The sequence below is a fragment of the Leifsonia sp. NPDC077715 genome, assembly GCF_040686855.1.
Lineage (GTDB): Bacteria > Actinomycetota > Actinomycetes > Actinomycetales > Microbacteriaceae > Leifsonia.
Genome location: NZ_JBFBOG010000003.1, coordinates 522,296 through 549,234, shown reverse-complemented (window position 1 = coordinate 549,234; position 26,939 = coordinate 522,296). Strand labels below are relative to the sequence as shown.

Below are 26,939 nucleotides of genomic sequence, written 5' to 3'. Positions count from 1 at the left end.
GACGGCACCCCTCTCGGGTTCCGGGGCCGCGACTCCTGACCCGCGAAGATTCGTGCCGAATGTGCGTTCTGGCCGTGCCATTCCGCACATTCGGCACGAATGCGTGACCGTCGTTACTCGGTGGTGGGCGCGAGCTCGGTGTCGGCGGCGTGCGCGCCGTAGAACGCGGACTGCTGCCGCATGATCTCCCGCATGGTCGCGCCGGCGCCCGCGCCGTACACCGTCCCCGTGAAGTCCAGTTCGCGCTGAATGGCCCAGATGTCGTCATGGCGCTCCGGCGGCAGGATCTGAGCGGGATCGCCGACCGCCACCCAGCCGATCGGCACCACCGCACCGGCCGGCAGCACCGTATTGACCTGGACGACCCCGTTGATGCGGACCTCCGCACCCTCGCCGATGCTGCTCCCGGGGAACAGCGACGCGTTCGTCGCGATGAACGCCTCGTCCCCGACGGTGCTGCCGTTCACGTGAGCGCCGGGGCCGACCATAACGGCAGCCCCGATGTGCGCCGGGTGCCCGGCACGTCCGCGGACCAGGGCATGCTCCATCACCACGCTGTCCTCGCCGACCGTGACCCGTCCGTCCTCCGCGCTCAGCACCGCCCCGTGCAGGATGCGAGCGCCCGCGGCGATCCGCACGTCGCCCACGACCACCGCAGACGGCGCGACCCACGCCGCCGGGTCGACCTTCGGCTCACTCGCCCGATGCCCGTACAACATCCCCACACCCTAGCCACCCGATCGCGAGCACAGGAAAAAGTCGCCGATCAGGCCGATCGGCGACGTCTTCCCTGCGCTCGACGGCTAGACGCGCGTGGAGTCCGAAGCCGGCGCCGCGCGACGGGCGCGCAGCAGCTCGGCCACGCGGATCGCGTCCCCCTCGGGCGCGTTCGAGTTACGGTCGGGGCGCGCGATGAAGAGGTACAGGAGTCCCGCACCCGCGACGATCCCGAGCCCGATCAGCACGATCCAGTCGTTGAACACGTTGCCCGTGTTCGTCGGCCACGCCAGCAGGATCATCGCGAACACCCCGTACGCGAGCGCCAGGATGTTCACCACGAGCCCTGCGCCGCGCAGGCTGAACGGCCCGGCCGGACGCCAGCCTTGAGCCGCTGCCGCAGCGACGCGAGCACCACCGACTGGAAGGCGACGTAGATCCCCAGCACGGCGAACGCGGTCACCTGGGTGATCAGCCCGTCCGGTCCGACGTAGACGATCAGGCTGATGATGACGGGGATGCTGCACGCCACGATGAGCGCGTTGACCGGCACCTTCGTCCGCGGCGACACCTTGGCGAGCCAGCGGTGCGCCGGGACCATCCCGTCGCGCGCGAACGAGAACAGCAGCCGGCTCGCGGCCGCCTGCAGGCTGAGCACGCACGAGAGGAACGCGGTCACGGCGACGACCAGGAAGATCTTCGCCCCGACCGTCCCGAGCGCCGACTGCAGGATCTCCGGGATCGGGTCCACATCCTTGCCCGAGACGATCTTTTCGAGGTCGGGAGCAGCCAGCACATAGCCCCCGAACGCGAACAGCGCCGAGACGCCGCCGACGAGGATCGTCATGATCATGGCCTTCGGGATGCGCCGCGCCGGATTCGCCACCTCTTCGGCCACATCCCCGCACGCCTCGAACCCGTAGAAGAGGAACAGGCCGGCGAGTGCGGCGCCGAGGAACGCGGCCACGTACGACCCGTCGCCCTGCACGCCCATCGAGTCGAAGAACACCGAGAACGGCTGCTTGCGCTGGAAGATCAGCAGGTACAGGCCGACCGCGATCACACCGATCAGCTCCGCCCCCAGCCCGATCCGGGCGACGGTCGCCAGGGTCTTCGTGCCGGTGAAGTTGAGCGCGAGCGCGACGACGAGCAGCAGCACGGTCAGACCGAGCGTGACCTCCTTCGTCGCCTCCAGCCCGAACAGGCTCGCCAGGAACCCACTGCCGTACGACGCGACGGCGGTGATGGTGACGATCATCGCCCAGACGTAGACCCAGGCAGCCATCCACGCGTACCGCCGTCCCCACAGCCTCCGGGCCCACGGGTAGATGCCGCCGTGGATGGGGTACTGCGAGACGACCTCGCCGAACACCAGCGAGACGAGCAGCTGGCCGGCGCCGACGATGACGATCCACCAGATCGAGGGCGGCCCGCCGGTCGCCATGGCCACCGCGAACAGCGAGTAGACGCCCACCAGGGGCGACAGGTAGGTGAACCCGAGGGCGAAGTTCGCCCACAGGGTCATCGACCGGTTGAAGGAGTCCTCGTACCCGAGGACGGCGAGGTGTTCGCCGTCCTCCAGGTGCGCGGACGCGGGTTCTTGAGACATCGGATGCCTTCCACTTCTGTGCCACACGACGATGTGTGTGGAGGCAGCGTAGCGGAGCGGCGGGCCGAATACCTATAGGACAGGATGATTCACTCGCCGATGTACGACATGACGTGCTTGATGCGCGTGTAGTCGTCGAATCCGTACTGCGAGAGGTCCTTGCCGTAACCGGAGTGCTTGAACCCGCCGTGCGGCATCTCGGCCACGATCGGGATGTGCGTGTTGATCCACACGCAGCCGAAGTCGAGTCCCTTGGCGAAGCGCATGGCGCGTCCGTGGTCCTTCGTCCACACGCTCGACGCGAGTCCGTACTTCACGCCGTTCGCGTTGGCCAGCGCCTCCGCCTCGGTCGAGAACCGCTGCACGGTCTGAACCGGCCCGAAGATCTCGTTCTGCACCGCCTCGTCGTCCTGGCGCAGGCCGGACACGATGGTCGCCTCCCAGAAGTAGCCGCGCTCCCCCTGCCGGCGGCCGCCGGTCTCGACGGTCGCGTGATCCGGCAGCCGGTCGACGAAGCCGGACACCTGCGCCAGCTGGTTCGCGTTGTTGAGCGCGCCGTACAGGATGCCGTCCTCCCGCGGCGCGCCGGTGCGGGCGTTGCCGCGCGTGTACTCGGCCAGCGCCGCGACGAACTCGTCGTGGACGCCGTCCTGCACCAGCAGCCGGGTCGCCGCCGTGCAGTCCTGGCCGGCGTTGAAGTACCCGGCCGCGACGATCCCCTCCACCGCCTTCTGGATGTCCGCGTCGTCGAAGACGATGACCGGCGCCTTGCCGCCGAGCTCCAGATGCACCCGCTTGAGGTCGAAGGAGGCGGCGCGCGCCACCTCCATCCCGGCGCGCACGGAGCCCGTGATCGAGATGAGCTGCGGGATCGGGTCGGCCGTCATGGCGGCGCCGGTCGTGCGGTCGCCCAGCACGACGTTGAGCACGCCCGCCGGCAGGAACTCGGCCGCGACCTCCGCGAGCAGCAGGGTCGACAGCGGCGTGGTGTCCGACGGCTTCAGCACCGTCGTGTTGCCCGCGGCGAGGGCGGGAGCGAACTTCCACACCGCCATGTTGAGCGGGTAGTTCCACGGCGTGACCTGCCCGACGACGCCGATCGGCTCGCGGCGGATGAACGACGTGTGGTCCTTCATGTACTCGCCGGCCGAGCGGCCCTCCAGGTTGCGGGCGGCGCCGGCGAAGAAGCGGATCTGGTCCACCGAGAGCAGGATCTCGTCCTCCACCAGCGTGGCGCGCGGCTTGCCGGTGTCCTGCGACTCCAGGTCGGCGAACTCCTCCGCGCGCGCCTCCATCGCGTCCGCGATGCGGAAGAGCGCGAGCTGCCGCTCGGCCGGCGTCGTCTCGCCCCAGACGGCGAACGCCGCCTCGGCAGCGCGGTACGCCTCGGCCACGTCCTCGGCGGTCGAGATCGGCGTCGTGCCGTAGACCTCCTCGGTCGCGGGGTCGACGAGCTGGATGCCGTCGGAGCCGCGCGCATCCACGTGCCGGCCGCCGACGAAGTTCCGGAGTTCGGGTGTGTTCATGCCCGCAGCCTACTGATTTCGTCAGCGAAAGCGGTAGATCGGTGCGGAATCGCTTGCCAGGTCCCCACTCCGCTGACAGAATCGGTCCATGAGTACCCCTCGGGCAACGAACGGCCAAAAGGCTGCGACCATCGACGATGTCTCCAAGGCGATCATCGAGCAGTTGCAGGTGGACGGCCGCAAGTCGTACGCCGAGATCGGCAAGGCCGTCGGTCTCAGCGAGGCGGCGGTGCGCCAGCGCGTGCAGAAGCTGACCGAGTCGGGTGTGATGCAGATCGTGGCCGTGACCGACCCGATGCAGCTCGGCTTCTACCGGCAGGCGATGATCGGCGTACGGTGCACCGGAGACACCCGGGCCGTGGCCGACAAGCTCGCGGCCATGCCGGACGTGGACTACGTGGTGCTGACCGCCGGCACCTTCGACATCCTCGCCGAAGTGGTGTGCGAGAACGACCTCGACCTCATCACGATGCTCAACTCCGAGATCCGGACGCTTCCGGGAGTGCTCTCCACGGAGACGTTCGTCTATCTCAAACTCCACAAACAGTTCTACAACTGGGGAACGCGATAACCATGACGACAACCGTAGAAACCTTCGGCGAGCCCATCACACCGGATGAGGCGGACCTGCAGGCGAAGGCCCGGGACCACCTGTGGATGCACTTCGCCCGCCAGTCGGTGATGGAGGACGGCCACGGCGTCCCGATCATCACCAAGGGCGAGGGCCACCACATCTGGGACGACCACGGCAAGCGCTACATCGACGGCCTCTCCGGGCTGTTCGTGGTGAACGCGGGCCACGGCCGCAAGCGCCTCGCCGAGGCTGCTGCGAAGCAGGCGGAGGAGCTGGCGTTCTTCCCGATCTGGTCGTACGCCCACCCCAACGCCATCCGCCTGGCCGACCGGCTCGCGTCCTACGCGCCCGGCGACCTCAATCGCGTCTTCTTCTCCACCGGCGGCGGCGAGGCGGTCGAGACCGCGTTCAAGCTGGCGAAGTACTACTGGAAGCTGCAGGGCAAGCCGACCAAGCACAAGGTGCTGTCGCGCTCGGTCGCGTACCACGGCACCCCGCAGGGCGCGCTCGCGATCACCGGCATCCCCGCGATGAAGGAGATGTTCGAGCCGCTGACCCCCGGCGGGTTCCGCGTCCCGAACACGAACTTCTACCGGGCCGACGAGATGGGCGCTCCGAGTGACGACATCGAGGCGTTCGGCGTCTGGGCGGCCAACCGCATCGAGGAGATGATCCAGTTCGAGGGTCCGGACACCGTCGCCGCGATCTTCCTCGAGCCGGTGCAGAACTCCGGCGGCTGCTTCCCGCCGCCTCCCGGCTACTTCCAGCGCGTCCGCGAGATCTGCGATAAGTACGACGTGCTCATGGTCAGCGACGAGGTCATCTGCGCCTTCGGCCGCATCGGCCATATGTTCGCCTGCGACGAGTACGGCTACGTGCCGGACATGATCACCTGCGCGAAGGCCATGACCAGCGGCTACTCCCCCATCGGCGCGACCATCATCAGCGACCGGATCTACGAGCCCTTCAAGCACGGCAACACGTCGTTCTACCACGGCTACACGTTCGGCGGTCACCCGGTCTCGGCCGCGGTCGCGATGGAGAACCTGGACATCTTCGAAGAGGAAGGGCTCAACGAGCGCGTCCGCGAGAACTCCCCGCTCTTCCGCGCCGAGCTCGAGAAGCTGCTCGCGCTGCCGATCGTCGGCGACGTGCGCGGCGCCGGCTACTTCTTCGGCATCGAGCTGGTCAAGGACAAGAACACCAAGGAGACCTTCGACGACGACGAGTCGGAGCGCCTGCTCCGCGGCTTCCTCTCCAAGGCCCTGTACGACGCGGGCCTGTACTGCCGCGCCGACGACCGCGGCGACCCCGTGGTGCAGCTCGCTCCGCCGCTCACGATCGGCCCGAACGAGTTCGTCGAGATCCGCCAGATCCTCGAGTCGGTGCTGACCGAGGCGTCCAACCACCTCTGATCCGCATCCACTGGTCCCAACACGCCGTTATGCACCCGAACGTAACGGCGTGTTGGGACCATTCGTTGAGCTAGGGAGACGCATGGACTACCGCGAGGTCGGGTTCTGGTTCGATTCGATCGCGGAGCAGGAGGACGGGTTCCGGCCGCGACCGGGGCTGAGCTCCGACACCGACGTGGATGTGGCGATCGTCGGCGCGGGGCTCACCGGGCTGTGGACGGCGTACTACCTCCAGGAGCGCGACCCCTCCCTGCGCATCCTTCTGCTGGAGAAGGAGGTGGCCGGGTTCGGCGCCTCCGGCCGCAACGGCGGTTGGTGCTCGGCGCTGTTCCCGTGGTCGGCGTCGAAGCTGGAGAAGCGCTACGGGTTCGACGCCGCCGTCGCCACCCGCCGCGCCATGGTCGACACGGTGGACGAGGTCGGCCGGGTGGCCGAGGCCGAGGGCATCGACATCGACTACGCCCGCGGCGGCACGGTGACCTTCGCCCGCAGCCGCCCTCAGGTCTCGGCCGCGCAGGGCGAGTTCGAGGAGTCCGAGCGCTACGGCGTCGATGAGGTCGCGCTGTGGGGAACGGAGACCGTCCGCAGCCGATTCAACGCGCCGGATGCCGTGGCCGCGACGTTCACCCCCGCCTGCGCGCGCATCCACCCGGCCAAGCTCGTGCGTGGGCTCGCCCGGGTCGTGGAGCGCCGCGGCGCGACGATCGCCGAGGGCACCGAGGTGCTGTCGTGGGACGACGGCACGGTCCGGGCGCGCTCCGGCGGCGCCGACCGGCTGGTGCGCGCCGGAACCGTCGTGAACGCCACCGAAGGCTACGGCTCGCAGCTGCCCCAGGTGGGGCGCCGCATCCTGCCGCTCTACTCGCTCATGATCGCGACCGAGCCGCTGCCCGACGCCACCTGGGAGCGGATCGGGATCGAGCACGGGCAGACGTTCACCGACTTCCGCAACCTCATCGTCTACGGGCAGCGGACCGCCGACAACCGGTTCGCGTTCGGCGGCCGCGGCGCGCGCTACCACCTGGGCAGCGCCATCCACCCCTCCTACGACCGGTCGCCGCGCGTGCGCGAGCACCTGGTGCGGACGCTGTTCGACCTGTTCCCGGATGCGGCGGGAGCGAGGATCACGCACCACTGGGGCGGTCCGCTGGGTGTCCCGCGCGACTGGCACGCGAGCGTCGGCTACGACGCGGACGCGCGGGAGGCGTGGGCGGGCGGCTACGTCGGCGACGGGCTGAGCACGACCAATCTGGCGGGACGGACGCTCGCCGACCTGCTGACCGGAGCGCGGACCTCCCTGACGGAACTGCCCTGGGTCGGCCACCGCTCCCCGCGCTGGGAGCCGGAGCCGCTGCGCTTCGCCGGCGCGAACGCGGGCCTGGTGGCGATGGAGTCCGCCGACCTCGAGGAGTCGGTCACCCGACGGCCCTCGGTCGTGTCCCGGGTGCTCGGCCCCCTCATCGGGCACTGATCCGCCCCACCTAGCCCGCCCCACCTAGCCCGCCCCACCCGCGCGAAACGGAGGATGTCTCGCCGTTGGGCGGCTGCAACTCCTCCGTTCCGCCTCGACACGCCGTCCGGTTGCGCCTGCCTCCTCCGTTTCGCGCAGCCCCACCCGCCGCGAGAAAGGGAGGACTCTGCGCGCAACACGCCGTGGGATACGGGAAAGGGAGGAGCTTCCGGCCGGATTGGGCCGGAAGCTCCTCTCTTTTTGCAGGACCCGAGCGGATCAGGCCTGGTCGAGCACAGCCTGCAGCTCGAGGGTGATGGTGACCTCGTCGCCGAGCAGCATGCCGCCGGTCTCGAGGGCCGCGTTGTAGGTGAGGCCGAAGTCCTCGCGGTTGATCTTGGTCTTCGCGGTCGCGCCGGCCTTGTAGTTGCCGTAGGGGTCCTGGCCGAAGCCGCCGAAGTCGAACTCGAAGGTGACCGGCTTGGTGACGCCCTTGATGGTCAGGTCGCCGTCGACCAGGAACTCGCCGCCCTCGTGACGAACGCCGGTGGAGACGAAGTCGATGGTCGGGTGCTCCTCGGCGAGGAAGAAGTCGCCGGTGCGGAGGTGCGCGTCGCGGTTCTTGTCCTTGGTGTTGATGGACGCGACGTCGGCCTTGGCGGTGACCTTGGAGTCGAGCGGGTTCTCGGCGGTGACGAAGGTGGCGTCGAAGTTCTCGAACACGCCCTTCACCTTGCTGATCATCAAGTGGCGGATGCTGAACCCGACCTCGCTGTGGGTGGGGTCGATGGTCCAGGTGCCTGCCTTGTAACCGGGGATCTCGATGGTCACGGGTGTCTCCTTCAGGGAAGTCGCTCGCGGGATGGCCCATCCATCCGCGTCAGGTACATGCAAGCGCATCGACTCCGGGGATATTCCGATTTCGCCAAAAAAAGTTGACGCGTCACTCTTTCGGCGCGAGCGAGTGCCGCAGAACCAGGAGTTTCCGGGCATCCGCGTCGATCTGCTCGAGCGGGATGCGCCCCTGCTGCACCGCCGCCGTCACGGCGTCGATCAGCGCGTTCGGGTCGGTCTGCGGGCTCTGCACGATGAGCACCATGGTGTTGCCGGCGGCCACGGCCTGCACCGCGTTCTCGCCCGCGTCCCGGTACTGCGGCAGGCCCGCGTCCTGCAGCATGCGCAGGTCGTCGGTGACCGTCACGCCGCGGAAGCCGAGCCGGTCGGCGAGGAGGCGGTGCCAGGTCGCTGAGAGCGACGCCGGCTGCGCGTCCACCCCGCTGTAGACGAGGTGCCCGAACATGACGAACTCGGCGCCCGCGTCGACGCCCGCGCGGAACGACGGCTCGTCCTGCTCGGCGTACCGGGCGAGGTCGATCGGAGCGGTCGGAACGGTGTGGTGCGAGTCCGCCTCCGTCTCGCCATGGCCCGGGAAGTGCTTGAGGGTGCTGAACACCGCGCCGCGCTCCCCCGTCACCGACGCCGCGACCCTCGTGGCCGATGACGCCGGGTCGGTGCCGAGCACGCGGTCGGCGATGAACGAGGAGGGATCGGCGGTCACGTCGGCGACCGTGCCGAAGTTCACCGTGACGCCCGCCTGCTTCAACAACTGCGCACGCGCGGCGAACGCGGCCTGCGCGGCCGCGGGCGGCTGCGACCGCAGCTCCTCGCCGCCCGGCTGGCCGTCCCAGGGCAGGCGGGTGACGTCGCCGCCCTCCTCGTCGATGCCGATCAGCGGCGGCAACGCGGGGTCGGTGGCCCGCGTCGCCGCGGTCTGCGCGGCCAGCGCCTCGGGCGTCGCCGGGATGTTGTCGCCCATGAAGATGAGTCCGCCGAGGCCGTAGGTGCTCACGAACGCCTGCAACGCGGCCGGATCGGTGCCCGGCGCATGGAGCATGAAGAGGCTCGCGACCTTCTGCCGCAGCGTCATGTTCGCGAGGCGCACATCCACCCAGACCTCGGCCGGGTCGCGGGTCGGCGTCGGCGTCGCGGACGGCGTGGCCCGCGCCGACGTGCGCCCGGCCTCCGCCGGCGACGCGGCGCCGGAACACCCGGCGAGCCCGAGGATCGCGGTCGCCGCGACCGCGGCGGCGAGCATCCAGCGGGATCGGTTCGAGGGCATCCCACGATCGTAGACGTCAGCCCTTGACGGCGCCTCCGAGTCCCGCGCTCCGCAGGAACAGCCCCTGGAAGACCAGGAACAGCGCGATCGGGATCAGCGTCGAGATCGCGAGCGCCGCCAGGTACACGTCGAGCTGGATGGCCGCCTGCAGGGTGGGCAGGCGGACGGACAGCGGCTGGATGGCCGGGTCGCGCAGCACGAGCAACGGCCACAGGTAGTCCTTCCACGCGGCGATGATCGCGAACACCGACACCACCCCGAGGATCGGCTTCGACATCGGCAGCACGATCGACCAGAACAGCCGGAACGGCCCGGCCCCGTCCGTCCGCGCCGCCTCGAACACCTCGCGCGGGAGGTTGTCGAAGAACCGCTTCACCAGCACGACGTTGAACGCGCTCGCTCCGGCCGGCAGCCACACCGCCCAGAACGTGTTGATGAGCGACTGCCCGAGCAGCGGCGGGTTCAGGATGGTGAGGTAGAGCGGCACGAGCAGCACCACCGACGGCACGAACAGCGTCGTCAGGATGAGTCCATAGAGCACCTTCCCGTACGCCGGCCGCAGCACGCTCAGCGCGTAGCCCGCGGTCGTCGCGACGATGATCTGCGCCGCCCACGACCCCGCCGCGACCCAGATCGTGTTGACGAACTGCACGTCGATGTGGACCGTCGACCACGCGGTCGACAGGTTCGCCCAGTCCACGCCGTGCGGGAACAACGCCATCGGCGTGCGCAGCGTGTCCGCCGTCGGCGTGATCGCCGACTTCGCGAGCCACAGCAGCGGCCCGAGCCCGACGACGACCAGCAGGAGCAGCAGCAGCCCGTGTACGACGCGCGTCGACCAGCGGACGCCGGGCTTCCGCCGGTCGGAGACCGACAGGATGCCGCGCTCGCCCTCCTCCGCCGGCCGCCGACGTCGGCGCCGTCGGCGGGGCGGCTCCGGCGCGCCGCCCTCCTCGATCACGTCGCCGAGAACGTTGCGGACTTCGGGCGGGAGCGTGGTCGTGGTGGTCAATTCTGGCTCCAGGACTTGGTGAGACGGAAGTACACGAGCGACAGCACGGCGAGGAACGCCGCGAGCATCAGACTGAGCGCGGTCGCGGCCCCGTAGTCGCCGCCGAGGGAGTTCTGGAACGCGTACCGGTAGATCAGCAGCAGGATGGTGACCGTCGAGTCGACCGGCCCTCCGCCGGTGAAGAGGAACGGCTCGAGGAACACCTGCGCCGTCCCGATGATCTGCAGGATGAGCGTGATCAGCAGGACGCTGCGCAGCTGCGGCATCGTCACGTGCCAGACCTTCTGCCAGATGCCTGCACCGTCCACCTCGGCCGCGTCGTACAGCTCCGGCGCCACTCCGGTGATCGCGGCCAGGTAGATGATGATGGTCCCGCCCGCGGCGGCCCAGGTCGCCTCGACGACGAGCGACGGCATCGCCTGGGTGGCGGACTGGATCCACGGCTGCGGCGGGATGCCGACCCAGCCGAGGATCGTGTTGAACACGCCGTCGGGGCGCGCGTCGTAGAAGAACTTCCACAGCAGCACCGCCACGACCGGCGGCACGACGACCGGCAGGTAGGCGAGCGCGCTGTACAGCCCCTTCGCCCGCTTCACCTCGCTCATCAGCACGGCGGCGATGAGCGGGATCGGATACCCGAGGATGAGCGCGAGGAACGCGAACCAGGCGGTGTTGCCGACCGCTGTCCAGAACAGCGGATCGTTCACCACCTGGACAAAGTTGTCGAAGCCCACCCAGGTGGGCGCGGTGACGAGGTTGGTGTGCTGGAAGCTCATCACCACGCTGCGCACGATCGGCCACCACGAGAAGACCCCGAAGATGACGAGCATCGGCAGCAGGAAGAGCAGGGAGCTGAGGCCCCCGCCGCGCACCCAGGTGAGGGGTGTGCGGCGGGGACGCGTCAGCGTGCGATCGTGTGTTGTCACGGTCACTTGTCGGCGTCGACGAGCTTCTGGATGTCGCCGTCGACCTTGGTGAGCAGCTGGTCGATGTTCGCGTTCTTGTCCGTCAGCACCGCCTGGACGACCGAGTCGAGCGCGCCGTACAGCTCCTGCGTGTGCTTGTTCGGCTCAGGGACGAGGTTGGCGTCGAAGATCTTGTCGGTGAACCCGGCCACGTTCTCCTGCGGCACGTTGATCTCGTCCTTGATCCACTCCATGTTCTGGTCGTAGGTGGCCTTGTCGAACACCGGGAGCGTGGGGACGCCGACCGGCTGGCCCGACTTCACCAGCACCTTCGCGTCGGCGACGGCCTGCTCCTGGCTCAGCAGCTTCTGCATGTAGTAGAAGTCGATCCACTTCACGGCGGCGTCCTTCTGCGCCTGCGACGACTTCGGGCTGACCGCCGCGACGTTGCCGCCGCCGAGGACGCCCGCGTCGCTGTTCGAGGAGTCGATCGGCAGCATGGTCAGCCCGTAGTTCTTCGGGTCGACCGCATTCTGCTGGACGAGCGAGGTCAGCACGTCGGAGCCGGACGGGTACATGGCGATCTGGCCGGCGCCGAACGCCTGGTTGATGCCGCTCCAGTCGAGCAGGAAGTTGCTGCCGACCGAGTTGTCCTCCCAGCGGAGGTCGTGCAACCACTGCAGCGCCTCCTTGGTCACCGGGTTGTTCGTGGTGACCTTGGTCTTGCCACCGTCCGTGGTCTCCATCCGCCCGCCGCGCGAGTACACCGTGGTGGTGAGCTCCCAGCCGCCGGTGTTCCCCTGGGTCATCTGCATGTACCCGGCGACGCCCGGCACCTTCTCCGAGATGGTCTTCGCGTCCTGGCGGACCTCGTCCCAGGTCGTCGGCGGCTTGTCCGGATCGAGACCGGCCTTCTGGAAGATCTCGCGGTTGTACGAGAGGCCCATGGCGTACGGGCCGTACGGGATGCCGTAGATCTTGTCACCGGACTTGGCCACCGCGAGAACCTTCTCGTTGAACTTGTCCGCGTACGGCAGCTTGTTCACCTCGGCGGTGATGTCGGCGAGCTGGCCGGCCTGCAGCAGCGACTGCGAGTCGGTGAACGGCACGTTGAAGACGTCCGGGAGGGTGCCGCCCGCGAGCTGCGTCGCGAACGTGGGACCCGTCCACTGGTACTCCTCGGACTTGATGACGATGTTCGGGTTCGCCTTCTCGAACTCCTTCACCCGGTCGTCGAACGCCTTGAAGGCGGCCTTGTCGCTGCCCGGGATGAGACTGGCGACGGTGATGTGGACCTTGCCGTCGTTCGCCTCGCCGCCGGCGGAGGAGCATCCGGCGAGGAGGCCGGCCCCGGCGATCGTGACCGCGGCGACGGCCGCGATGGTGCGTGGTGACTTCATTGTCTGGACCCTTTCGAGTGTGATGCGGTGCGTGGATGGTGCGATTCAGGTGGTGAGGTGCCCCGCGGCGCTGCGCTGGGCGCGCAGCCAGACCGTGGAGTCGGGAGGCAGCAGGCCGCCGGCGAGCGGACTGCTGCTGAGGAGGATGGCCTGGTGCTCGGGCAGGGCGACCGGGGCCGAGGAGAGGTTGGTGACGCTCACGAAGGCGGCGCCGCGCCCGAACGCGAGCACCCCCTCCGGAGCGTCGAGCCAGGCGAGCGGTCCATCCCCGAGGCCCGGCTCGGCGCGGCGGATGCGCAACGCCTGGCGGTACAGCCACAGCATCGAGCTGGGGTCGCTCTGCTGCGCCTGGACGGTGAGAGCGGCCCAGTCGGCCGGCTGCGGGAGCCACGGGGAGCCCGCGGCGCCGTCGGGGCTGAAGCCGAAGGGCGGCTCGGTGCCGCGCCAGGGCAGCGGCACGCGGCAGCCGTCGCGACCCGGATCGACGCCGCCCGATCGCTCGTGCATCGGGTCCTCGCGCAGCTCGTCCGGCAGGTCCTCGACCTCGGGCAGGCCGAGCTCGTCGCCCTGGTAGATGTACAGGGAGCCGGGCAGCGCGGCGGTGAGCAGCGCGGCGGCACGCGCGCGGCGGCGACCGAGCGCGAGGTCCGTAGGCGTGCCCTTGCGCTTGGTGGCGAACGCGAACGACGAGTCCTCGCGCCCGTACCGGGTGACCGCCCGCGTGACGTCGTGGTTCGACAGCACCCAGGTGCTCGGTGCATTGACCGGCGCGTGGGCGGCCAGCGTCTCGTCGATGGATGCGCGCAGCTGCCGTGCATCCCACGGCCGGGCCAGGAAGTCGAAGTTGAACGCGGTGTGCAGCTCGTCGGGCCGCAGATAGAGCGCGAAGCGGTCGATCTCCGGCAGCCAGATCTCGCCCACGAGCACGCGGGTGCCAGGGTACCCGTCGGCGAGGGCGCGCCAGCCGCGGTAGATGTCGTGGAGCTCGTCGCGGTCCTGGGTGGGGTGCTCCCCCGCTCCCGGGCGCTCGGGCACCTCCGGCAGCGCCGGGTCCTTCACGAGCAGCGCCGCGGAGTCGATGCGGACGCCGGCGACGCCGCGGTCGAACCAGAACCGGAGGATGTCCTCGTGCTCTCGACGCACGTCCGGGTGGTTCCAGTTGAGGTCGGGCTGCTGCGGGCTGAACAGGTGCAGGTACCAGTCGCCGGGCGTCCCGTCGGGGTTCGTGGTGCGCGTCCAGGTGTCGCCGGAGAAGTTCGAGCGCCAGCCGGTCGGCATCCCGTCGCCGTCCGGCCCGGTGCCCGGACGGAACCAGAACCGCTCGCGCTCGGGCGCGCCCGGGCCGGCGGCCAGTGCCTCCTGGAACCACCGGTGCCGCTCCGACACGTGGTTCGGGACGATGTCGATGATGGTGCGGATGCCGAGCTCGAGCGCTTCGCGGATCAGCGCCTCCGCCTCCTGCAGGTCGCCGAAGGCCGGATGGATGCGGCGGTAGTCGGCCACGTCGTAGCCGCCGTCGGCCAGCGGCGAGTCGTACCAGGGCGTGAACCACAGCGCGTCGACGCCGAGGTCGGCGAGGTACGGCAGGTGCTCGCGGACGCCCGCCAGGTCGCCGACGCCGTCGCCGTTCCCGTCCGCGAAGCTGCGCGGATAGATCTGGTAGATGACCGCGCTGCGCCACCACTCGGGGTCGCCTGTGGGCGGCGTCGGGAAGACGGGCGCTTCCACCAGGGAGAGGTCCACGCTGAGCCTTTCGGTCGTCTGTCACGACGGACCGTCCGGCGCCGTCGTCGCTACCGAAATGTAGCTAGTGCGACGGAATGACGCAAGAACTAAACAAAACGCAATCAGCTTGCGTACTTTTGCGCGTGCTTGCGCGTCAAGCGGGATGCGGAGCGGGCCCCGTGGACCCCCGCACGACGAGCTCCGGCTCGAAGAAGAGCTCGTCCCGGATCGCCGAATCGCTGGAGATCTGCCGCAGCAGCAGCTCGATCACGGTGCGCCCCATCGGCTCGATCGGCTGGCGGATCGTTGTCAGCGGCGGCTCGGTGGAGTTCATCAGCGCCGAGTCGTCGTACCCGACGATCGAGACGTCCCGGGGCACCGACAGACCGGACCGCCGCGCCGCCCGGATCGCACCGAGCGCCATCGGATCGGACGCGCACAGGATGGCGGTGACGCCCTGGGCGAGCAGCCGGGTCGCCGCCGCCTGCCCGGCCTCGAGCGAGTAGAGGGAGTGCACCACCAGCGACTCGTCGAACGGGACACCCCATCCCTCGGCCAGGCGGCGTGCGGCCGCGAGCTTCCGCTGCGACGGGACGTGGTCGCGGGGGCCGAGCAGCAGCCCGATCCGCTCGTGCCCCAGGGAGCGCAGGTGGGTCAGCGCCTGGCCCGTAGCGACCGTGTCATCGCAGGAGACCGTGGCGAAATGGAGGTCGTCCACCGGTGCATTGACGAGCACGGTCGGCAGGTTGAGGTCGGTCAGCCGGCCGTAGTGGGCGTGGTCGGCATCCTGCTGCGCGTACGCGCCGCCGACGAACACGACGCCGGAGACCTGCTGCTGCAGCAGAAGCTCGACGTAGTCGGCCTCGGAGATGCCGCCCGCGGTCTGCATGCAGAGCACCGGCGTGTACCCGTTCTGCGCGAGCGCACCGCCGATGATCTCGGCGAAGGCGGGGAAGATCGGATTCTGCAGCTCGGGCAGCACGAGCCCGACCAGCCGCGCCCGCTCGCCCCGGAGCTTGGTGGGACGCTCGTACCCGAGCACATCGAGCGCGGTGAGCACCGCCTGGCGGGTGGCGTCCGAGACGCCGGGCTTGTCGTTGAGCACCCGGCTGACGGTGGCCTCGCTCACACCGACCTTGCGCGCCACCTCGGCGAGACGTTTCGACATGGCCATAGTGTACGCAAGAGGTTGCATATTCGCGCAAGTCTCTTGCAAGGCACCCGAGGGCTACGATGACCACCATGGCGAAGAAGGTGGTCTCCCTCCTCCTCGCCAGCCATCCCGGTCCCACCGTCGTCGTGACGGTGATCGCTGTCGGCCTCGGGATCGGCCTCGGCTATCCGCCGGCCCGGCTCGTGCTGCTCGCGCTCGCCATCCTGTTCGGGCAGCTCTCGATCGGGTGGAGCAACGACTGGCTGGATGCCGCCCGCGATCGTGCCGTGGAGCGCACCGACAAGCCCGCCGCCCGCGGCGACGTCTCCGTCGGGACCGTCCGCGCCGCCGCGTTCGTCGCGCTGGCCGTCGCGCTGGCCCTCACCCTTCCGCTCGGGATCGGCGCCCTGGTGGTGCACGCGATCGCCATCGCGAGCGGCTGGGCGTACAACCTGGGCCTCAAGTCGACCGCGTACTCGTGGGTCCCGTTCGCCGTCGCCTTCGGCCTGCTCCCGGCCATCGCGACCCTCGGCCAGGAGCAGCCGGCGTGGCCGCAGTGGTGGGTCTACGCCGCGGGCGCTCTGCTGGGCGTCGCCGCGCACGTCACCAACGTGCTGCCCGACCTCGAGGACGACGCGCGCACCGGCATCCGCGGCCTCCCCCATCGTCTCGGCGCCCGGCCGAGCGGGCTGCTCGCGTTCTCCGCGCTCGCCCTCGCCACCCTCTTGATCACGTTCGGGCCTGGCCTCCCGGTGCGGCCGGTCCTGCTCGTGGGACTTGTGATCGGGCTCGCGGCCGCGCTCACGGGGGTCGTGCTCCTCCTGCGCCGGAGCCCCACGCGCCTGCTGATGCAGCTCATCATGACCTGCGCCATCGTCGACGTGGTGATGCTGGCGCTCGCCGGTCAGTCCGTGACGGTCTGAACCTTCTCGGCCGCCGGCACGCCGTTCCGGATGCCGATCGCCGACACCACCCCGCCGACGAGCAGCAGCAGCGCGCCCGCCAGCATCGCGCGGTGGAGACCCGCCTCGTTCAGCGTGCCGCCGACGATCATCCCGATCGCCGCGATCGCCAGCAGGCCCGCGATGCGCGACACGGCGTTGTTGACCGCGGACGCGATGCCCGCCTGCTCCGGATGGATCGCCCCGAGGATCGCGCTCGTCAGCGGCGCGACGGTGATGGCGAGCCCGACGCCGAAGAGCAGGACCGCGGGCAGCAGGGTCGTCCAGTAGTTCACGTCGGTGCCCATGGTCATCAGCCAGAGGAAGCCGCCGGCGGCGATGACCGGACCGACCGCCATGAAGAGGCGCGGACCGTACCGGCCGGCGAGCCCGCCGAAGAAGCCGGAGAGCAGCAGCATGCACAGCGTCGACGGGATGAACACGAAGCCCGCCGCGATCGCGGAGAACCCGGCGACCTGCTGCAGGAACAGCGTGACGACCAGAGGGCCGAACGAGAGCGCCCCGTAGACGAAGAAGGTCGCGATGTTGCCCACCCAGAAGTTGTGGACCCGGAACAGCCCGAGCGGCAGCATCGGCTGCTTCACCCGCGTCTCCACGACGAAGAACGCAGCCAGGCTGAGCAGGCCGACGACGAGCGGGATCCAGACCCGCGGGCTCGCCCAGCCGAAGGTCCCCTGCTCGATCAGGGCGAAGACGGTGCCCGCGAGGCCGACCGAGCCAAGGATCGCCCCCGCGATGTCGACGCGGCCGCCCATGCCGTGATCGGCAACATGCACCGTCCTCAGGAGCAGCAGGGTGACGGCGATCGGGACGACGTTGATCACGAACACCCACCGCCAGCCGAGCGTGTCGACGAACAGGCCGCCGACCACGGGACCCGCGATCATCGCGATGCCGGTCCACGCCGTCCACCGCCCGATGGCCTTCGCCTGCGCCGGACCCTCGAAGCGGGAGATGATGATCGCCAACGACGAGGGCACCAGCAGGGCGCCCGCGACACCCTGCAGCGCCCGCGCGAGCACCAGGAAGACGCCGCTCGGCGCGAAGGCGCACAGGAGCGACGTCACGCCGAACCCGATCAGCCCCGCGTACAGCACCCGCTTGCGACCGAAGACGTCGGACAGCGACCCCGCGATCAGGATGAGCGACCCGAGGGTGACGAGGTACGCGTCCACCACCCACTGCTGCAACTGCAGCCCACCGCCCAGCTCCTTGGAGATCGCCGGGAGCGCCACGTTGATGACGGCGCCGTCCAGGAAGGCGACGAAGCTCGACAGGATCGCGATGACGAGCACCCGGAGTTGAAGGGACGTCATCGGTTCGATCCGCGTTGTGGCCATGGGCTCATTCAACGTTCTTCCACGCCGCTGTGGCAAGCGGATCGGGATGGTGCGGCGTAGAGTTCGCGCATGGCTGAGCGGGAACGCACCCTCCCGGCCGGGCGGGCGGCCCCTTCGGCTCGGGTCCTCGTGCTGACGCGCCTGGCGTGGGTCGCCGTGCTCGTCGTGACCGCCGTCTTCCACGTGGTGCGCGGAGCGCCGGTCGACGCCTGGATCTACGGGCTCGGCGCCGCGGTGCTGCTGCTCGACCAGTTCGGCTGGCTGCGCATCCCGCTGCGTCTCCGGACGGACCGCGAAACCCTGTCGCGGCGGATCGTGGCAGGGGTGCTCATCGCCGTGGCTGCACTGACGGTCGCGGTCACACCGCTCTACGGGCCCGCCGACACGGCGATCGTCGTGGGGCTGGGCGTCGTGCTCCTTCCGGTGGTGTGGGCGGGCCGCGCTCCCGCAGTGGATGCCGCGCCGCTGTCCGCGACGCATGCGCTCCGCCGGGCGGCGATCCTGTGGTCGGCCGTGATCGCCGCCGGATGCCTCTGGGAGATCGCCGCCTTCTTCCTGGGCCGCGACCTTCCGGGACACGAGCAGGACTTCCCCGCGCTCTCGGACCTGCTCGACCCGGTGCTGGCCTGGCAGCCGGCCCGCGGTGTCCTCGTCGCCCTGTGGCTGCTCGGCGGCTATGCGCTCGTTCGGAGGGGGCGGAGACCATGAGGGAGGTCACGACCGCCGGCTTCGTCGTCTGCGGCCTGCTGCTCGCGGCGCTCGTTGTCCAGGCGCGGATCGCGCCCCGTACGGTGGCGCGGCTCAGCACCGTCCTCGACCTCGTCATGACCGACCGTGCCGCGCGGTTCACCATCGTGCTGTTCTGGTGGTGGATCGGGTGGCACTTCCTCGTCGTGCCGCCTCAGCCCTAGTTGTTGCCCTTGGTGCAGGTCTGCTGCGCGGCGGTCTGGCCGGTGATCGTCGACGGCAGGTCGACCGATCCCGTGCCGGTCGGAGCCGGCGTCGCACCGGCGTCCGGCGCGGGGGCAGCCGGCGTGGTCGGCGTCACCGGGGACGGCTCGCCGCCGGCGCCGGCGTCGGGCCCGGGCGATGCCGTGGCCGTCGGGTCCTCCGCCGCGCGGCCGGTGGACCCGGTGAGCTTCACCGGCTGGTCGTTCACCAGCGCCTCGTCGAGCGCGCTCGCGGCCTGGTCGTCGGGGACGACGCGGTTCGGGTTGTCGGGATCGGTGACCGCGGGGTACTGGACGAACACCATGTTGTCGAGCCCGGTGTCCTTCAGCGCGAGGGCGATCTGCACCAGGGTGGTCGGGTTGGTCAAGCTCTCCGACGGCGTGATGTTGTCCACCGCCGCCTTCGCGAGAGAGTAGAGCTGCACGGGGTTCGACAGCACCCCGCCGCTGACGATCTTGCGCGCGAGCGCCGACAGGAACACCTGCTGGTTGGAGATGCGGCCGAGGTCGCTGCCGTCGCCGACGCCGTGGCGGCTGCGCAGGAACGAGAGCGCCATATCCCCGACGATCGTGTTCTCTCCGGCCGGCAGGTCGAGCGGCGGGTTCGTGTAGTCGTCGGTGACCGGGCTCGCGAGGCAGACCGTGACGCCCCCGACGGCGTTCGACATCGCGCTCACGCCGTTGAAGTTGATGGTCGCCGCGAACGGGATGGTCAGGCCGGTCATCTTGGACACGGTCGCCACCACGCAGTTCAGGCCGCCCCGCGACAGGGCGGTGTTGAACTGCGCGTACGAGGTGCCGTCGATCGTCCCCGAGCCGTTCGGATCCGGGCAGTCCGGGATGGCCACCATGAGGTCGCGCGGGAAGCTGACAACCATCATGCTCTTGTGGTCCTGGGCGATGTGCAGCAGCATCGTGACGTCGTTGTTGCCGGCGCCGCTGCTGGCGTCCTGCTCCTCCGCGCTGTTGTAGATGCCGCCGAGGTCGCTGCGGCTGTCGGTCCCGGCGAGGAGCAGATTGATGCCGCCCGGCATCGCCGAGACGTTCGGGATGTCCTGCGGGATCGCCGACTGGCCGGGCGCCGCCTGCAGGTGGACGCCGGTCTTGATCGACCGCGCCACATCCCACACGGCGTACGCCGCGACGGACCCGACGCTCACGAAGACCACCACCACGACCGCGGCGAGCAGCTTGAGGGCGGCCACGGCTCCTCGCCGCCGGGGCAGGCGGCCGTGCCGGACGCCCTCCGGTCCGCGGGCGCGCTGGTGGCGTCGCGGCAGATCGGTCATCGGCTTCCCTCGGTCGTCGGTCGTTGACGCGATCCTAGCCGCGAAGCCTTTCCCTCCGCTGCGAAGGGCGCGGCGTGGGTGTGACCGTTCTCACCCGGGTACGGGATTTCCCCCAATTCGGCTCACCGACTCCCCCGTCGTCGCGGGGTCTTCCGGATGCCGGCGGCCGCCCGCCGCGCGCACCCTCGTCATGCGGGGGCCGCTCGGCCGCCGCGACACCCGCAGGAGGACCCCATGACCGTCACCGAACCGCGTCGGACCGGGAGCGCCGCACCCGAGATCCGCCCCTTCCACTACACCGCGTCCGACGACGAGCTCGCCGACCTCAGACGCCGCATCCTCGCCACCCGGTGGCCGGAGCGCGAGACCGTGGACGACACCTCGCAGGGCGTCCGGCTCGACGTGATGCGCGCCCTCGCCGACTACTGGGCGAACGACTACGACTGGCGGGCGGTGGAGGCGCGGCTCGCCGGGCTGGACCAGTTCGTCACCGAGATCGACGGACTCGACATCCACTTCATCCACGTCCGCTCCCCGCACGCCGACGCGCTGCCGATGATCGTCACGCATGGCTGGCCGGGCTCCATCATCGAGCAGCTGAAGATCGTCGGGCCGCTGACCGACCCCACCGCGCACGGCGCCGACGCGTCCGACGCGTTCCACCTCGTCATCCCGTCGCTCCCCGGCCACGGGTTCTCCGGCAAGCCGGATGAGACGGGATGGGACCCCATCCGGATCGCGAAGGCCTGGGCGCAGCTCATGGAGCGGCTGGGCTACGACCGGTACGTCGCCCAGGGCGGCGACTGGGGCAACGCCGTCACCGAGCAGCTGGCGCTACTGCAGCCTCCCGGACTCATCGGCATCCACACGAACATGCCGGCCACCGTCCCCGACGCCATCCAGGCCGCGCTCGACGCCCACCAGGACCCGCCGGCCGACCTCGACGACGAGGAGCGGGGCGCGTGGGACCAGCTCGCGTTCTTCTACGCGCACGGTCTCGCCTACGCGCAGGAGATGGGCAACAAGCCGCAGACGCTGTACGCGCTCGCCGACTCCCCCATCGGCCTGGCGGCGTGGATGCTCGACCACGACGCGCGCAGCTACGACCTGATCGCCCGCGTCTTCCAGGGCGGCTCGGAGGAGCTGAGCCGCGACGACGTGCTCGACAACGTGACGCTGTACTGGCTCACGAACACCGCCGTCTCGTCCGCCCGGCTGTACTGGGAGAGCAAGCTTGCCTTCTTCGCCCCGAAGGGCGTTCCGCTGCCCACCGGCGTGAGCGTCTTCCCGGACGAGATCTACGCCGCCCCGCGGACGTGGGCGACGGCGGCGTACCCGCATCTCATCCACTTCAACCGCCTCGATCGCGGTGGCCACTTCGCCGCCTGGGAGCAGCCCGAACTGTTCTCGCAGGAGGTCCGTGCGACGTTCCGGTCGCTGCGGTGACCGGGCCGGATCCGCGGCCGGTGCGGCAGCTCGACGCCGGTGGGCTGAACGTCGGCTACGTGGATGCAGGAGCAGCGGACGCGCCCCCGGTGCTGCTGCTGCACGGCTGGCCGTACGATCTCCACTGCTACGACGACGTCGTCCCGCTGCTCGTCGATGCGGGGTTCCGCGTGATCGTGCCGTTCCTCCGCGGGTACGGGACGACCACGTTCCGCGACCCGGGCGCGCTCCGCACCGGCCAGCCGGCCGCACTCGCGGACGACGCGCTCACCCTGCTCGACGCCCTCGGCATCGACGCGGCGGTCGTCGGCGGCTGCGACTGGGGCGCCCGGACGACCAACGTGCTGGCCTCTTTGTGGCCGGAGCGCGTCCTCGGGCAGGTCACGGCGAGCGGCTACCTCGTCGCCGGGCAGGCGGCGAACGCGCATCCGCTGCCGCCGGCGAGCGAGCTGGCGTGGTGGTACCAGTACTACTTCGCCACCGAGCGGGGACGCGAGGGCTACGACCGGTACCGCGACGACTTCGCGCGCCTGATCTGGCGCACGGCGTCGCCGCAGTGGGCCTTCACCGACGCGGACTTCGAGCGCAGCCGTCCCGCGTTCGCCAACCCGGACCATGTCGACATCGTCATCCACAACTACCGCTGGCGGCTCGGCCTCGCGCCCGGAGACCCGCGGTTCGACGACGTGGAGGAACGGCTCGCCGGCCGCCCGACCATCGGCGTGCCCGCGATCACCCTCGAGGGCGACGCCAACGGCGCGTTCCACCTCGAGCCCGCCGCGTACCGCGACCGGTTCACCGGGCCCTATGAACACCGGACCATCGGCGGCGGCGTCGGTCACAACCTCGCGCAGGAGGCGCCCCAGGCGTTCGCCGCCGCCGTGATCGACACCGCCCGCATGGCCGGGATCGTCGCCCGCGGATCGGAGGAGGCGTCCGGTGTCCGATGACCGCTCGCGCGGACTGTTCCGTTCGATCGCGCACCGGCTCGCCGGCGACGAGGAGGAGCTGCCCGACGAGGGCCGACTCCCGTCGTTCGCCCGGGCGACCGGGTGGCTGAACAGCGAGCCGCTGACCCCGGAGGGACTGCGCGGACGCGTCGTACTCGTCGACTTCTGGACCTACACCTGCGTCAACTGGCTGCGCACCCTCCCGTACCTCCGCGCCTGGCACGAGAAGTACACGGACGCCGGACTCACCATCGTCGGCGTGCACACCCCCGAGTTCGGCTTCGAGCACGACCGCCGCAACGTGGTCGACCGAACCGCGGCACTCGGGGTCCGCTACCCGGTCGCCGTGGACGACGAGTACGGCGTGTGGGGCGACTTCGCGAACCACTACTGGCCGGCCGTCTACCTCGCCGACGCCCACGGCCGCCTCCGCTACCACCACTTCGGCGAGGGCGAGTACGCGCGCACCGAGATGATGATCCAGCGGCTGCTGAAGGATACGGGGGCGCAGGACGTCGATCCGGATCTGGTGATGGTCGACCCGGTCGGTCTCGAGGTCGCCGCGGACTGGCGCGACCTCCGCTCACCCGAAACGTACCTCGGCTACGCGCAGAGCAGCGGTTTCGTCGACGAGTCGGCCGACCGCTACGACCGGCCCGAGCGGTACAGGGCCGACCGCCACCTGCCGCTGAACGCGTGGACGCTGGACGGCCGGTGGACGCACGCACGGCACGCCGCCGTGCTCGACGAGGTGGGAGGCGCGGTGGCCTTCGCCTTCCAGGCCCGGGATGCGAACCTCGTCATGGGTCCGACGCCGGAGGGCGCGAGCATCCCGTTCCGGGTGCTGCTCGACGGCGAGCCGCCGGGCGACGCCCACGGCACCGACGTGGACGCGGACGGCCGCGGGGTGCTCGACCGGCAGGACACATTCCAGCTGGTCCGCCAGAGCGGGCCGATCCGGCAGCGGGTCCTCGAGCTGCGCTTCGACGCGCCCGGCGCGGAGGCGTACTGCTTCACCTTCGGGTGAGGACGGCCGGCGCGCTCACGCGATCCCGTGGCGGACGGCGTAGGCGGTCGCCTCGCTCCGCCGGGCCACGCCGATCTTGCGGTACAGGCTGGTGATGTGACGCTCGATGGTGCGATCGCTCAGCCAGAGCAGCGCCGCCATCTCCTTGTTCGACAGGCCCTGTGCGAGAAGGCCGAGCACTTCGAGCTCGCGGCGCGTGAGGGAGGCGGTGAGCGGTGCGTCGGCGGCAGCCGCCGTGGGCGCCGGCGGGGTGAGCACCGACGTCGGCGCCGGCCCCTCGGCCTCGCGGGACGCCTGCTGCAGCCGCCGGGACACCGCCGACACGGCCGGCGACAGGTCGTCGATCAGCGATCGCAGCATCCGGTCGCGTCGCTCCACCTCCTGCTCGGCGTCCCGCCGCGCCGCCTGCTCCCGCGCGATCCGCCGCGCGGTGTGCAGCGCGATCGCGGCCTGACCCACCGCGACGCGTAACAGGTGCGTCTCCCGCTCGGTCGGGAAGTCCGACCGCGGGGCGGACACCGCCACGACGCCGGTGCCCCAGGGCAATGTCAGGTCGAGGGTGGCCACCTTCGCGATGCCGTCCGCGTCGTCGTCGTGCGACCGGAGCGCCCCCGCGGTCACGCCCGGACGGCGTCCCGGGCTCTGGGGTGCGTGGCCGTCGATCGCGGCCAGCAGGCGCAGCCGAGCGGCAGGCCCCGACGGCCGCCACGCCTCCAGTGCCTCCCCGTCGGGTCCGGCGAACCGGGCGAACGCCGCGTCCAGCCGCAGCATGCCGACGAGCACGCTGAGCAGCCCGTCGGCGATCTCCGTGGGGGTGTGGTCGACCCAGAGCGAGGGCAGCGCCAGCAGCGCGCCGAGGTCGCGCATCCAGGTGCGGTCCTCAGCGTCCATAGCCGCCCCGCTCCCCCAGGAACTCCTCCGGCGGCACGAAGAAGGGGTTCTCCTGCAGGATGCCGCCGATCAGCACCATCGGGTGCGTGCGGAGGATGTCGATGATGAAGGCGCCGTCGAAACGCGAGGTGTCGTACGCGCAGATGACGACGTGACGATGGCGGGCGTGCAGGAAGTTCGCGCGCGCCTCGAACTCGATCAACTCATCGGCGGTGTTCCTGTCCCCGGCAGCCCACCCCATGTCGGCGACCAGCCGGATGCGCGGCTCGGGCGCCGACCCCAGGAGCTCGTCGAGCTGGCCGAGCATGTCGTCGGGGTCGAAGCCCCCGGTGCGCAGGTAGGTCTCCGCCCACGTTCGCACCTCCGCCCGGCCGTCGGCGAGGAGCGCGGGCGCGTCGTAGCCGAGCCGCCGCAGTCGCGTGAGAGGCGCCGCGGGCGTGGCGCTGTCGACCAGGTACACGAGCCGGTCGCCGCGATCGAGGCCGTCCCGGACGAACGGGTCCAGCGCCGCGTCGGCCTCAGCACGGTCCTGCACGAAGGCGCAGACGTGCCGGTACTCATCGAGCACCCCGCCCGCGAAGGTCACGGGGTCCGCCGCGCGTCCGCTCTCCGCCATGTCCGTCATCCGCCCCGCTTCGGGAGGGTAGTGCAGGGCGCGTGGCGCGCACAACGACCGACCGACCGTTCCGCCGCCGACGCCAGGCGGCTACGCTCGCACCATGACGAACAAGACGCCGCGCGAAGAAGAGATCCAGAAGGAGCAGGAGGCGAAGGACGCCGAGAAGGAGCGCCTGGAGCAGGAGGAGGAGCGCCGGCTGCGCTGAGTCCTCTGCCGGGTGCTCAACCCCGATCCGGCTAGTCGATGGGCTGCACCTCACGCCACATGGTCGTGACGGCCGCCCCGTCGATCACCGAGCGGAACCCGCCGACCGGGCGGAAGCCCGCCCGCTCGTAGCGGTGGTCGTTGGCGGGGTTCGTGGACTCGAGATAGGCCGGAAGGCCCTGCGCGTCGAAGGCCCGCAGGCTCTCGGCCAGCAGCTCCTGGCCGATCCCCCGGCCGCGATGGTCCGGGTGCGTCGCCAGCAGGCTCAGGTACATGTGGGGCCCGTCGTGCGGGTGCGACTCCTCGAACCGCTTCCACAGGCGCTGGTAGGCGTCGAAGCGGTCGGGCGTCAGCGTCCGCCGCATGAGGGCGTCGACCCCTGCCTCCTGCTCGTCGGTCAGCTCGGCCACGTCCGGCGGCAGCAAGATCGCGACGGTCGACGCCTCGCCACCCGGACCGTCGGCGAGGCGGACGGCGCCGTGCGGGATGGCTCCCTCGACGAAGAACCGCCAGAACGGCTCCAGGTGTGCGCTGCTCCCGTCGGCCGCCTCGAGCGCGGGACCCCAGACCGGGTCGTCGCGGAACGCGAGCGCGATCGTCGCGGTGATGGCGTCGGCGTCGGCGGGAGTGGCGCTGCGGGTCTGCATACGGAGAACTGTAGCGGCAAAGAAAAGACCCCCGGGCGGAGCGTTTCCGCTCACGACCGGGGGTTTCGGTGGATCTGAGGGGACTCGAACCCCTGACCCCCTGCATGCCATGCAGGTGCGCTACCAGCTGCGCCACAGACCCAGAGTGTGTTCCGTTCGGCCTTTCGGACCTCCCGGGACAACTCCTCAACCTTACTACATCGCGGGCGGCAGAAAAAACTGAGTGCCGCTCGCCTCAGTCGAACAGCTCGCTGAGCCAGTTCTCGCGCTTCTTCTTATAGGGGCGCTGGCCGTACTGCGGCTCGCGGTACTGCGGCTCCCGGTACTGCGGCTCGCCGTACTGCGGCTCGGCGTACGCCTGCGGAGCTGCCACGGCCGGCGCAGGCTGCACGCCCGCCCGGTCGATGATCTTGTCCAGTTCGCCGCGGTCGAGCCAGACACCCCGGCACTCCGGGCAGTAGTCGATCTCGATGCCGTGACGCTCGCTCATCACGAGGGTCGCGTTGTCGGTGGGACACTTCATGCACCCATCCAAACGGGCGATCATGAGAGGGTTCTCAGGCGAACCCTCAAGAAGGCTGGGAGCCTACTCGGCCGCCTCGTGGACCGGGAGCTCGATGGGGAGCACCGGGCAGTCCTTCCACAGTCGCTCCAGCGCGTAGTACATGCGGTCCTCCTCGTGGAAGACATGCACGACCAGGTCTCCGAAGTCGAGCAGCACCCAGCGCCCCTCGGCCTTGCCCTCGCGACGGAGCGTCTTGATGCCGGCTTCGTTGAGCTTGTCCTCGACCTCCGAGGCGATCGCGAGCACGTTGCGCTCGACGCGCCCGCTGGCCAGCAGGAACACGTCGGTCAGCGGCAGCGGGCCGGAGACGTCGAGGGCGACGAGATCCTGCGCGCCCTTCGAGTCGGCGGCGGCGGCTGCCACCTGCAGGATGTCCCGGGCGTGCTGGGATGCGGTCACAGAGAGTCCTCCGGTCGCGTTCGGTGCGAGGGTGATGCGTAGATG

The 26,939-nt window shown here is 70.3% G+C and carries 27 protein-coding genes and 1 tRNA gene; 9 read left to right on the top strand and 19 right to left on the bottom strand.

The window, feature by feature from the left end; translation table 11 throughout:
* Nucleotides 1-113: 113 nt before the first annotated feature.
* The 4 genes from AB0P25_RS16490 to AB0P25_RS16475 all read right to left on the bottom strand — a co-directional run bounded on the left by AB0P25_RS16490 (nucleotide 114) and on the right by AB0P25_RS16475 (nucleotide 3,852).
* Nucleotides 114-719: a gamma carbonic anhydrase family protein gene (locus tag AB0P25_RS16490; RefSeq protein ID WP_363808786.1), complete on the bottom strand. Its 606-nt coding sequence runs from the start codon at nucleotides 717-719 to the stop codon at nucleotides 114-116.
* Nucleotides 720-803: 84 nt separating this feature from the next.
* Nucleotides 804-1,058 (bottom strand): hypothetical protein, encoded by a 255-nt coding sequence (locus AB0P25_RS16485; protein ID WP_363808784.1) that lies wholly within the window; start codon nucleotides 1,056-1,058, stop codon nucleotides 804-806.
* Entirely contained in the window at nucleotides 1,052-2,326 is a 1,275-nt protein-coding gene (locus AB0P25_RS16480) for an amino acid permease (RefSeq protein WP_363808782.1), read from the bottom strand. Before AB0P25_RS16480 ends, AB0P25_RS16485 begins: the two co-directional genes overlap by 7 nt.
* Nucleotides 2,327-2,415: 89 nt before the next feature.
* On the bottom strand, nucleotides 2,416-3,852 hold the full coding sequence (locus AB0P25_RS16475) for a gamma-aminobutyraldehyde dehydrogenase (RefSeq protein WP_363808780.1): 1,437 nt from the start codon (nucleotides 3,850-3,852) through the stop codon (nucleotides 2,416-2,418).
* An 88-nt stretch (nucleotides 3,853-3,940) separates the two neighbouring features.
* Here AB0P25_RS16475 and AB0P25_RS16470 point away from each other — a divergent pair, with 88 nt between their 5' ends.
* The 3 genes from AB0P25_RS16470 to AB0P25_RS16460 all read left to right on the top strand — a co-directional run bounded on the left by AB0P25_RS16470 (nucleotide 3,941) and on the right by AB0P25_RS16460 (nucleotide 7,312).
* On the top strand, nucleotides 3,941-4,423 hold the full coding sequence (locus tag AB0P25_RS16470) for an Lrp/AsnC family transcriptional regulator (protein WP_064108876.1): 483 nt from the start codon (nucleotides 3,941-3,943) through the stop codon (nucleotides 4,421-4,423).
* A gap of 2 nt (nucleotides 4,424-4,425) precedes the next feature.
* Nucleotides 4,426-5,841: an aspartate aminotransferase family protein gene (locus tag AB0P25_RS16465; protein ID WP_363808777.1), complete on the top strand. Its 1,416-nt coding sequence runs from the start codon at nucleotides 4,426-4,428 to the stop codon at nucleotides 5,839-5,841.
* 82 nt (nucleotides 5,842-5,923) lie between these two features.
* Nucleotides 5,924-7,312 carry an FAD-dependent oxidoreductase gene (locus AB0P25_RS16460; RefSeq protein ID WP_363808775.1) on the top strand — a complete coding sequence of 463 codons (1,389 nt, stop codon included), beginning with the start codon at nucleotides 5,924-5,926 and terminating at the stop codon, nucleotides 7,310-7,312.
* 258 nt (nucleotides 7,313-7,570) lie between these two features.
* Here the strand turns inward: AB0P25_RS16460 and AB0P25_RS16455 are convergent, their stop codons facing one another.
* The 7 genes from AB0P25_RS16455 to AB0P25_RS16425 all read right to left on the bottom strand — a co-directional run bounded on the left by AB0P25_RS16455 (nucleotide 7,571) and on the right by AB0P25_RS16425 (nucleotide 15,620).
* A complete protein-coding gene (locus AB0P25_RS16455; RefSeq protein WP_363808773.1) occupies nucleotides 7,571-8,122 on the bottom strand; it encodes a YceI family protein in 552 nt (183 codons plus the stop codon).
* A gap of 112 nt (nucleotides 8,123-8,234) precedes the next feature.
* Nucleotides 8,235-9,410, bottom strand: a complete 1,176-nt coding sequence (locus AB0P25_RS16450) for a glycoside hydrolase family 3 N-terminal domain-containing protein (RefSeq protein ID WP_363808771.1) — start codon at nucleotides 9,408-9,410, stop codon at nucleotides 8,235-8,237.
* A gap of 16 nt (nucleotides 9,411-9,426) precedes the next feature.
* The gene (locus tag AB0P25_RS16445; RefSeq protein WP_363809328.1) at nucleotides 9,427-10,371 is read right to left on the bottom strand and encodes a carbohydrate ABC transporter permease; all 945 of its coding nucleotides are present in this window, start codon (nucleotides 10,369-10,371) and stop codon (nucleotides 9,427-9,429) included.
* A 47-nt stretch (nucleotides 10,372-10,418) separates the two neighbouring features.
* Nucleotides 10,419-11,348 carry a sugar ABC transporter permease gene (locus AB0P25_RS16440; RefSeq protein ID WP_363808769.1) on the bottom strand — a complete coding sequence of 310 codons (930 nt, stop codon included), beginning with the start codon at nucleotides 11,346-11,348 and terminating at the stop codon, nucleotides 10,419-10,421.
* Between the two features lie 2 nt (nucleotides 11,349-11,350).
* Nucleotides 11,351-12,727 (bottom strand): extracellular solute-binding protein, encoded by a 1,377-nt coding sequence (locus AB0P25_RS16435; protein ID WP_363808767.1) that lies wholly within the window; start codon nucleotides 12,725-12,727, stop codon nucleotides 11,351-11,353.
* Nucleotides 12,728-12,772: 45 nt separating this feature from the next.
* Nucleotides 12,773-14,470 carry a glycoside hydrolase family 13 protein gene (locus AB0P25_RS16430; RefSeq protein WP_363808765.1) on the bottom strand — a complete coding sequence of 566 codons (1,698 nt, stop codon included), beginning with the start codon at nucleotides 14,468-14,470 and terminating at the stop codon, nucleotides 12,773-12,775.
* Nucleotides 14,471-14,606: 136 nt separating this feature from the next.
* A complete protein-coding gene (locus tag AB0P25_RS16425; RefSeq protein WP_363808763.1) occupies nucleotides 14,607-15,620 on the bottom strand; it encodes a LacI family DNA-binding transcriptional regulator in 1,014 nt (337 codons plus the stop codon).
* Between the two features lie 74 nt (nucleotides 15,621-15,694).
* Between AB0P25_RS16425 and AB0P25_RS16420 the strand changes: the two genes are divergently transcribed.
* Nucleotides 15,695-16,528, top strand: a complete 834-nt coding sequence (locus tag AB0P25_RS16420) for a UbiA family prenyltransferase (protein ID WP_363808761.1) — start codon at nucleotides 15,695-15,697, stop codon at nucleotides 16,526-16,528.
* Here the strand turns inward: AB0P25_RS16420 and AB0P25_RS16415 are convergent.
* Nucleotides 16,510-17,907, bottom strand: a complete 1,398-nt coding sequence (locus AB0P25_RS16415; RefSeq protein WP_363808759.1) for an MFS transporter — start codon at nucleotides 17,905-17,907, stop codon at nucleotides 16,510-16,512. The genes AB0P25_RS16420 and AB0P25_RS16415 overlap by 19 nt on opposite strands.
* 69 nt (nucleotides 17,908-17,976) lie before the next feature.
* Between AB0P25_RS16415 and AB0P25_RS16410 the strand changes: the two genes are divergently transcribed.
* Both AB0P25_RS16410 and AB0P25_RS16405 read left to right on the top strand, forming a co-directional pair.
* Complete coding sequence (locus AB0P25_RS16410) at nucleotides 17,977-18,615, top strand: hypothetical protein (RefSeq protein ID WP_363808757.1); 639 nt, start codon at nucleotides 17,977-17,979, stop codon at nucleotides 18,613-18,615.
* Complete coding sequence (locus tag AB0P25_RS16405; RefSeq protein ID WP_363808754.1) at nucleotides 18,612-18,818, top strand: DUF6186 family protein; 207 nt, start codon at nucleotides 18,612-18,614, stop codon at nucleotides 18,816-18,818. The genes AB0P25_RS16410 and AB0P25_RS16405 overlap by 4 nt, the downstream gene beginning before the upstream one ends.
* Here AB0P25_RS16405 and AB0P25_RS16400 read toward each other — a convergent pair.
* Nucleotides 18,815-20,146: an LCP family protein gene (locus tag AB0P25_RS16400; protein WP_363808752.1), complete on the bottom strand. Its 1,332-nt coding sequence runs from the start codon at nucleotides 20,144-20,146 to the stop codon at nucleotides 18,815-18,817. The genes AB0P25_RS16405 and AB0P25_RS16400 overlap by 4 nt on opposite strands.
* A 234-nt stretch (nucleotides 20,147-20,380) precedes the next feature.
* Here AB0P25_RS16400 and AB0P25_RS16395 point away from each other — a divergent pair, with 234 nt between their 5' ends.
* The 3 genes from AB0P25_RS16395 to AB0P25_RS16385 are packed head-to-tail and all read left to right on the top strand — an operon-like array spanning nucleotide 20,381 to nucleotide 23,569.
* Complete coding sequence (locus AB0P25_RS16395) at nucleotides 20,381-21,592, top strand: epoxide hydrolase family protein (protein ID WP_363808751.1); 1,212 nt, start codon at nucleotides 20,381-20,383, stop codon at nucleotides 21,590-21,592.
* Entirely contained in the window at nucleotides 21,589-22,542 is a 954-nt protein-coding gene (locus tag AB0P25_RS16390; protein ID WP_363808748.1) for an alpha/beta hydrolase, read from the top strand. Before AB0P25_RS16395 ends, AB0P25_RS16390 begins: the two co-directional genes overlap by 4 nt.
* Nucleotides 22,532-23,569, top strand: a complete 1,038-nt coding sequence (locus tag AB0P25_RS16385) for a thioredoxin (RefSeq protein ID WP_363808746.1) — start codon at nucleotides 22,532-22,534, stop codon at nucleotides 23,567-23,569. Before AB0P25_RS16390 ends, AB0P25_RS16385 begins: the two co-directional genes overlap by 11 nt.
* A 15-nt stretch (nucleotides 23,570-23,584) precedes the next feature.
* On the opposite strand, the gene AB0P25_RS16380 is transcribed toward AB0P25_RS16385, so the two are convergent.
* The 6 genes from AB0P25_RS16380 to rsfS form a co-directional block, all read right to left on the bottom strand.
* Nucleotides 23,585-24,460, bottom strand: coding sequence for a helix-turn-helix transcriptional regulator (locus tag AB0P25_RS16380; RefSeq protein ID WP_363808744.1), 876 nt, complete (start codon nucleotides 24,458-24,460; stop codon nucleotides 23,585-23,587).
* Nucleotides 24,450-25,085, bottom strand: coding sequence for an MEDS domain-containing protein (locus AB0P25_RS16375; protein WP_363808742.1), 636 nt, complete (start codon nucleotides 25,083-25,085; stop codon nucleotides 24,450-24,452). Before AB0P25_RS16375 ends, AB0P25_RS16380 begins: the two co-directional genes overlap by 11 nt.
* A 230-nt stretch (nucleotides 25,086-25,315) precedes the next feature.
* Nucleotides 25,316-25,930 carry a GNAT family N-acetyltransferase gene (locus tag AB0P25_RS16370; RefSeq protein ID WP_363808739.1) on the bottom strand — a complete coding sequence of 205 codons (615 nt, stop codon included), beginning with the start codon at nucleotides 25,928-25,930 and terminating at the stop codon, nucleotides 25,316-25,318.
* Between the two features lie 69 nt (nucleotides 25,931-25,999).
* Nucleotides 26,000-26,072 (bottom strand) — tRNA-Ala (locus AB0P25_RS16365).
* A 93-nt stretch (nucleotides 26,073-26,165) separates the two neighbouring features.
* On the bottom strand, nucleotides 26,166-26,453 hold the full coding sequence (locus AB0P25_RS16360; protein ID WP_363808737.1) for a zf-TFIIB domain-containing protein: 288 nt from the start codon (nucleotides 26,451-26,453) through the stop codon (nucleotides 26,166-26,168).
* 63 nt (nucleotides 26,454-26,516) lie between these two features.
* The gene (gene rsfS / locus AB0P25_RS16355) at nucleotides 26,517-26,894 is read right to left on the bottom strand and encodes a ribosome silencing factor (RefSeq protein WP_363808735.1); all 378 of its coding nucleotides are present in this window, start codon (nucleotides 26,892-26,894) and stop codon (nucleotides 26,517-26,519) included.
* Between the last annotated feature and the right edge of the window lie 45 nt (nucleotides 26,895-26,939).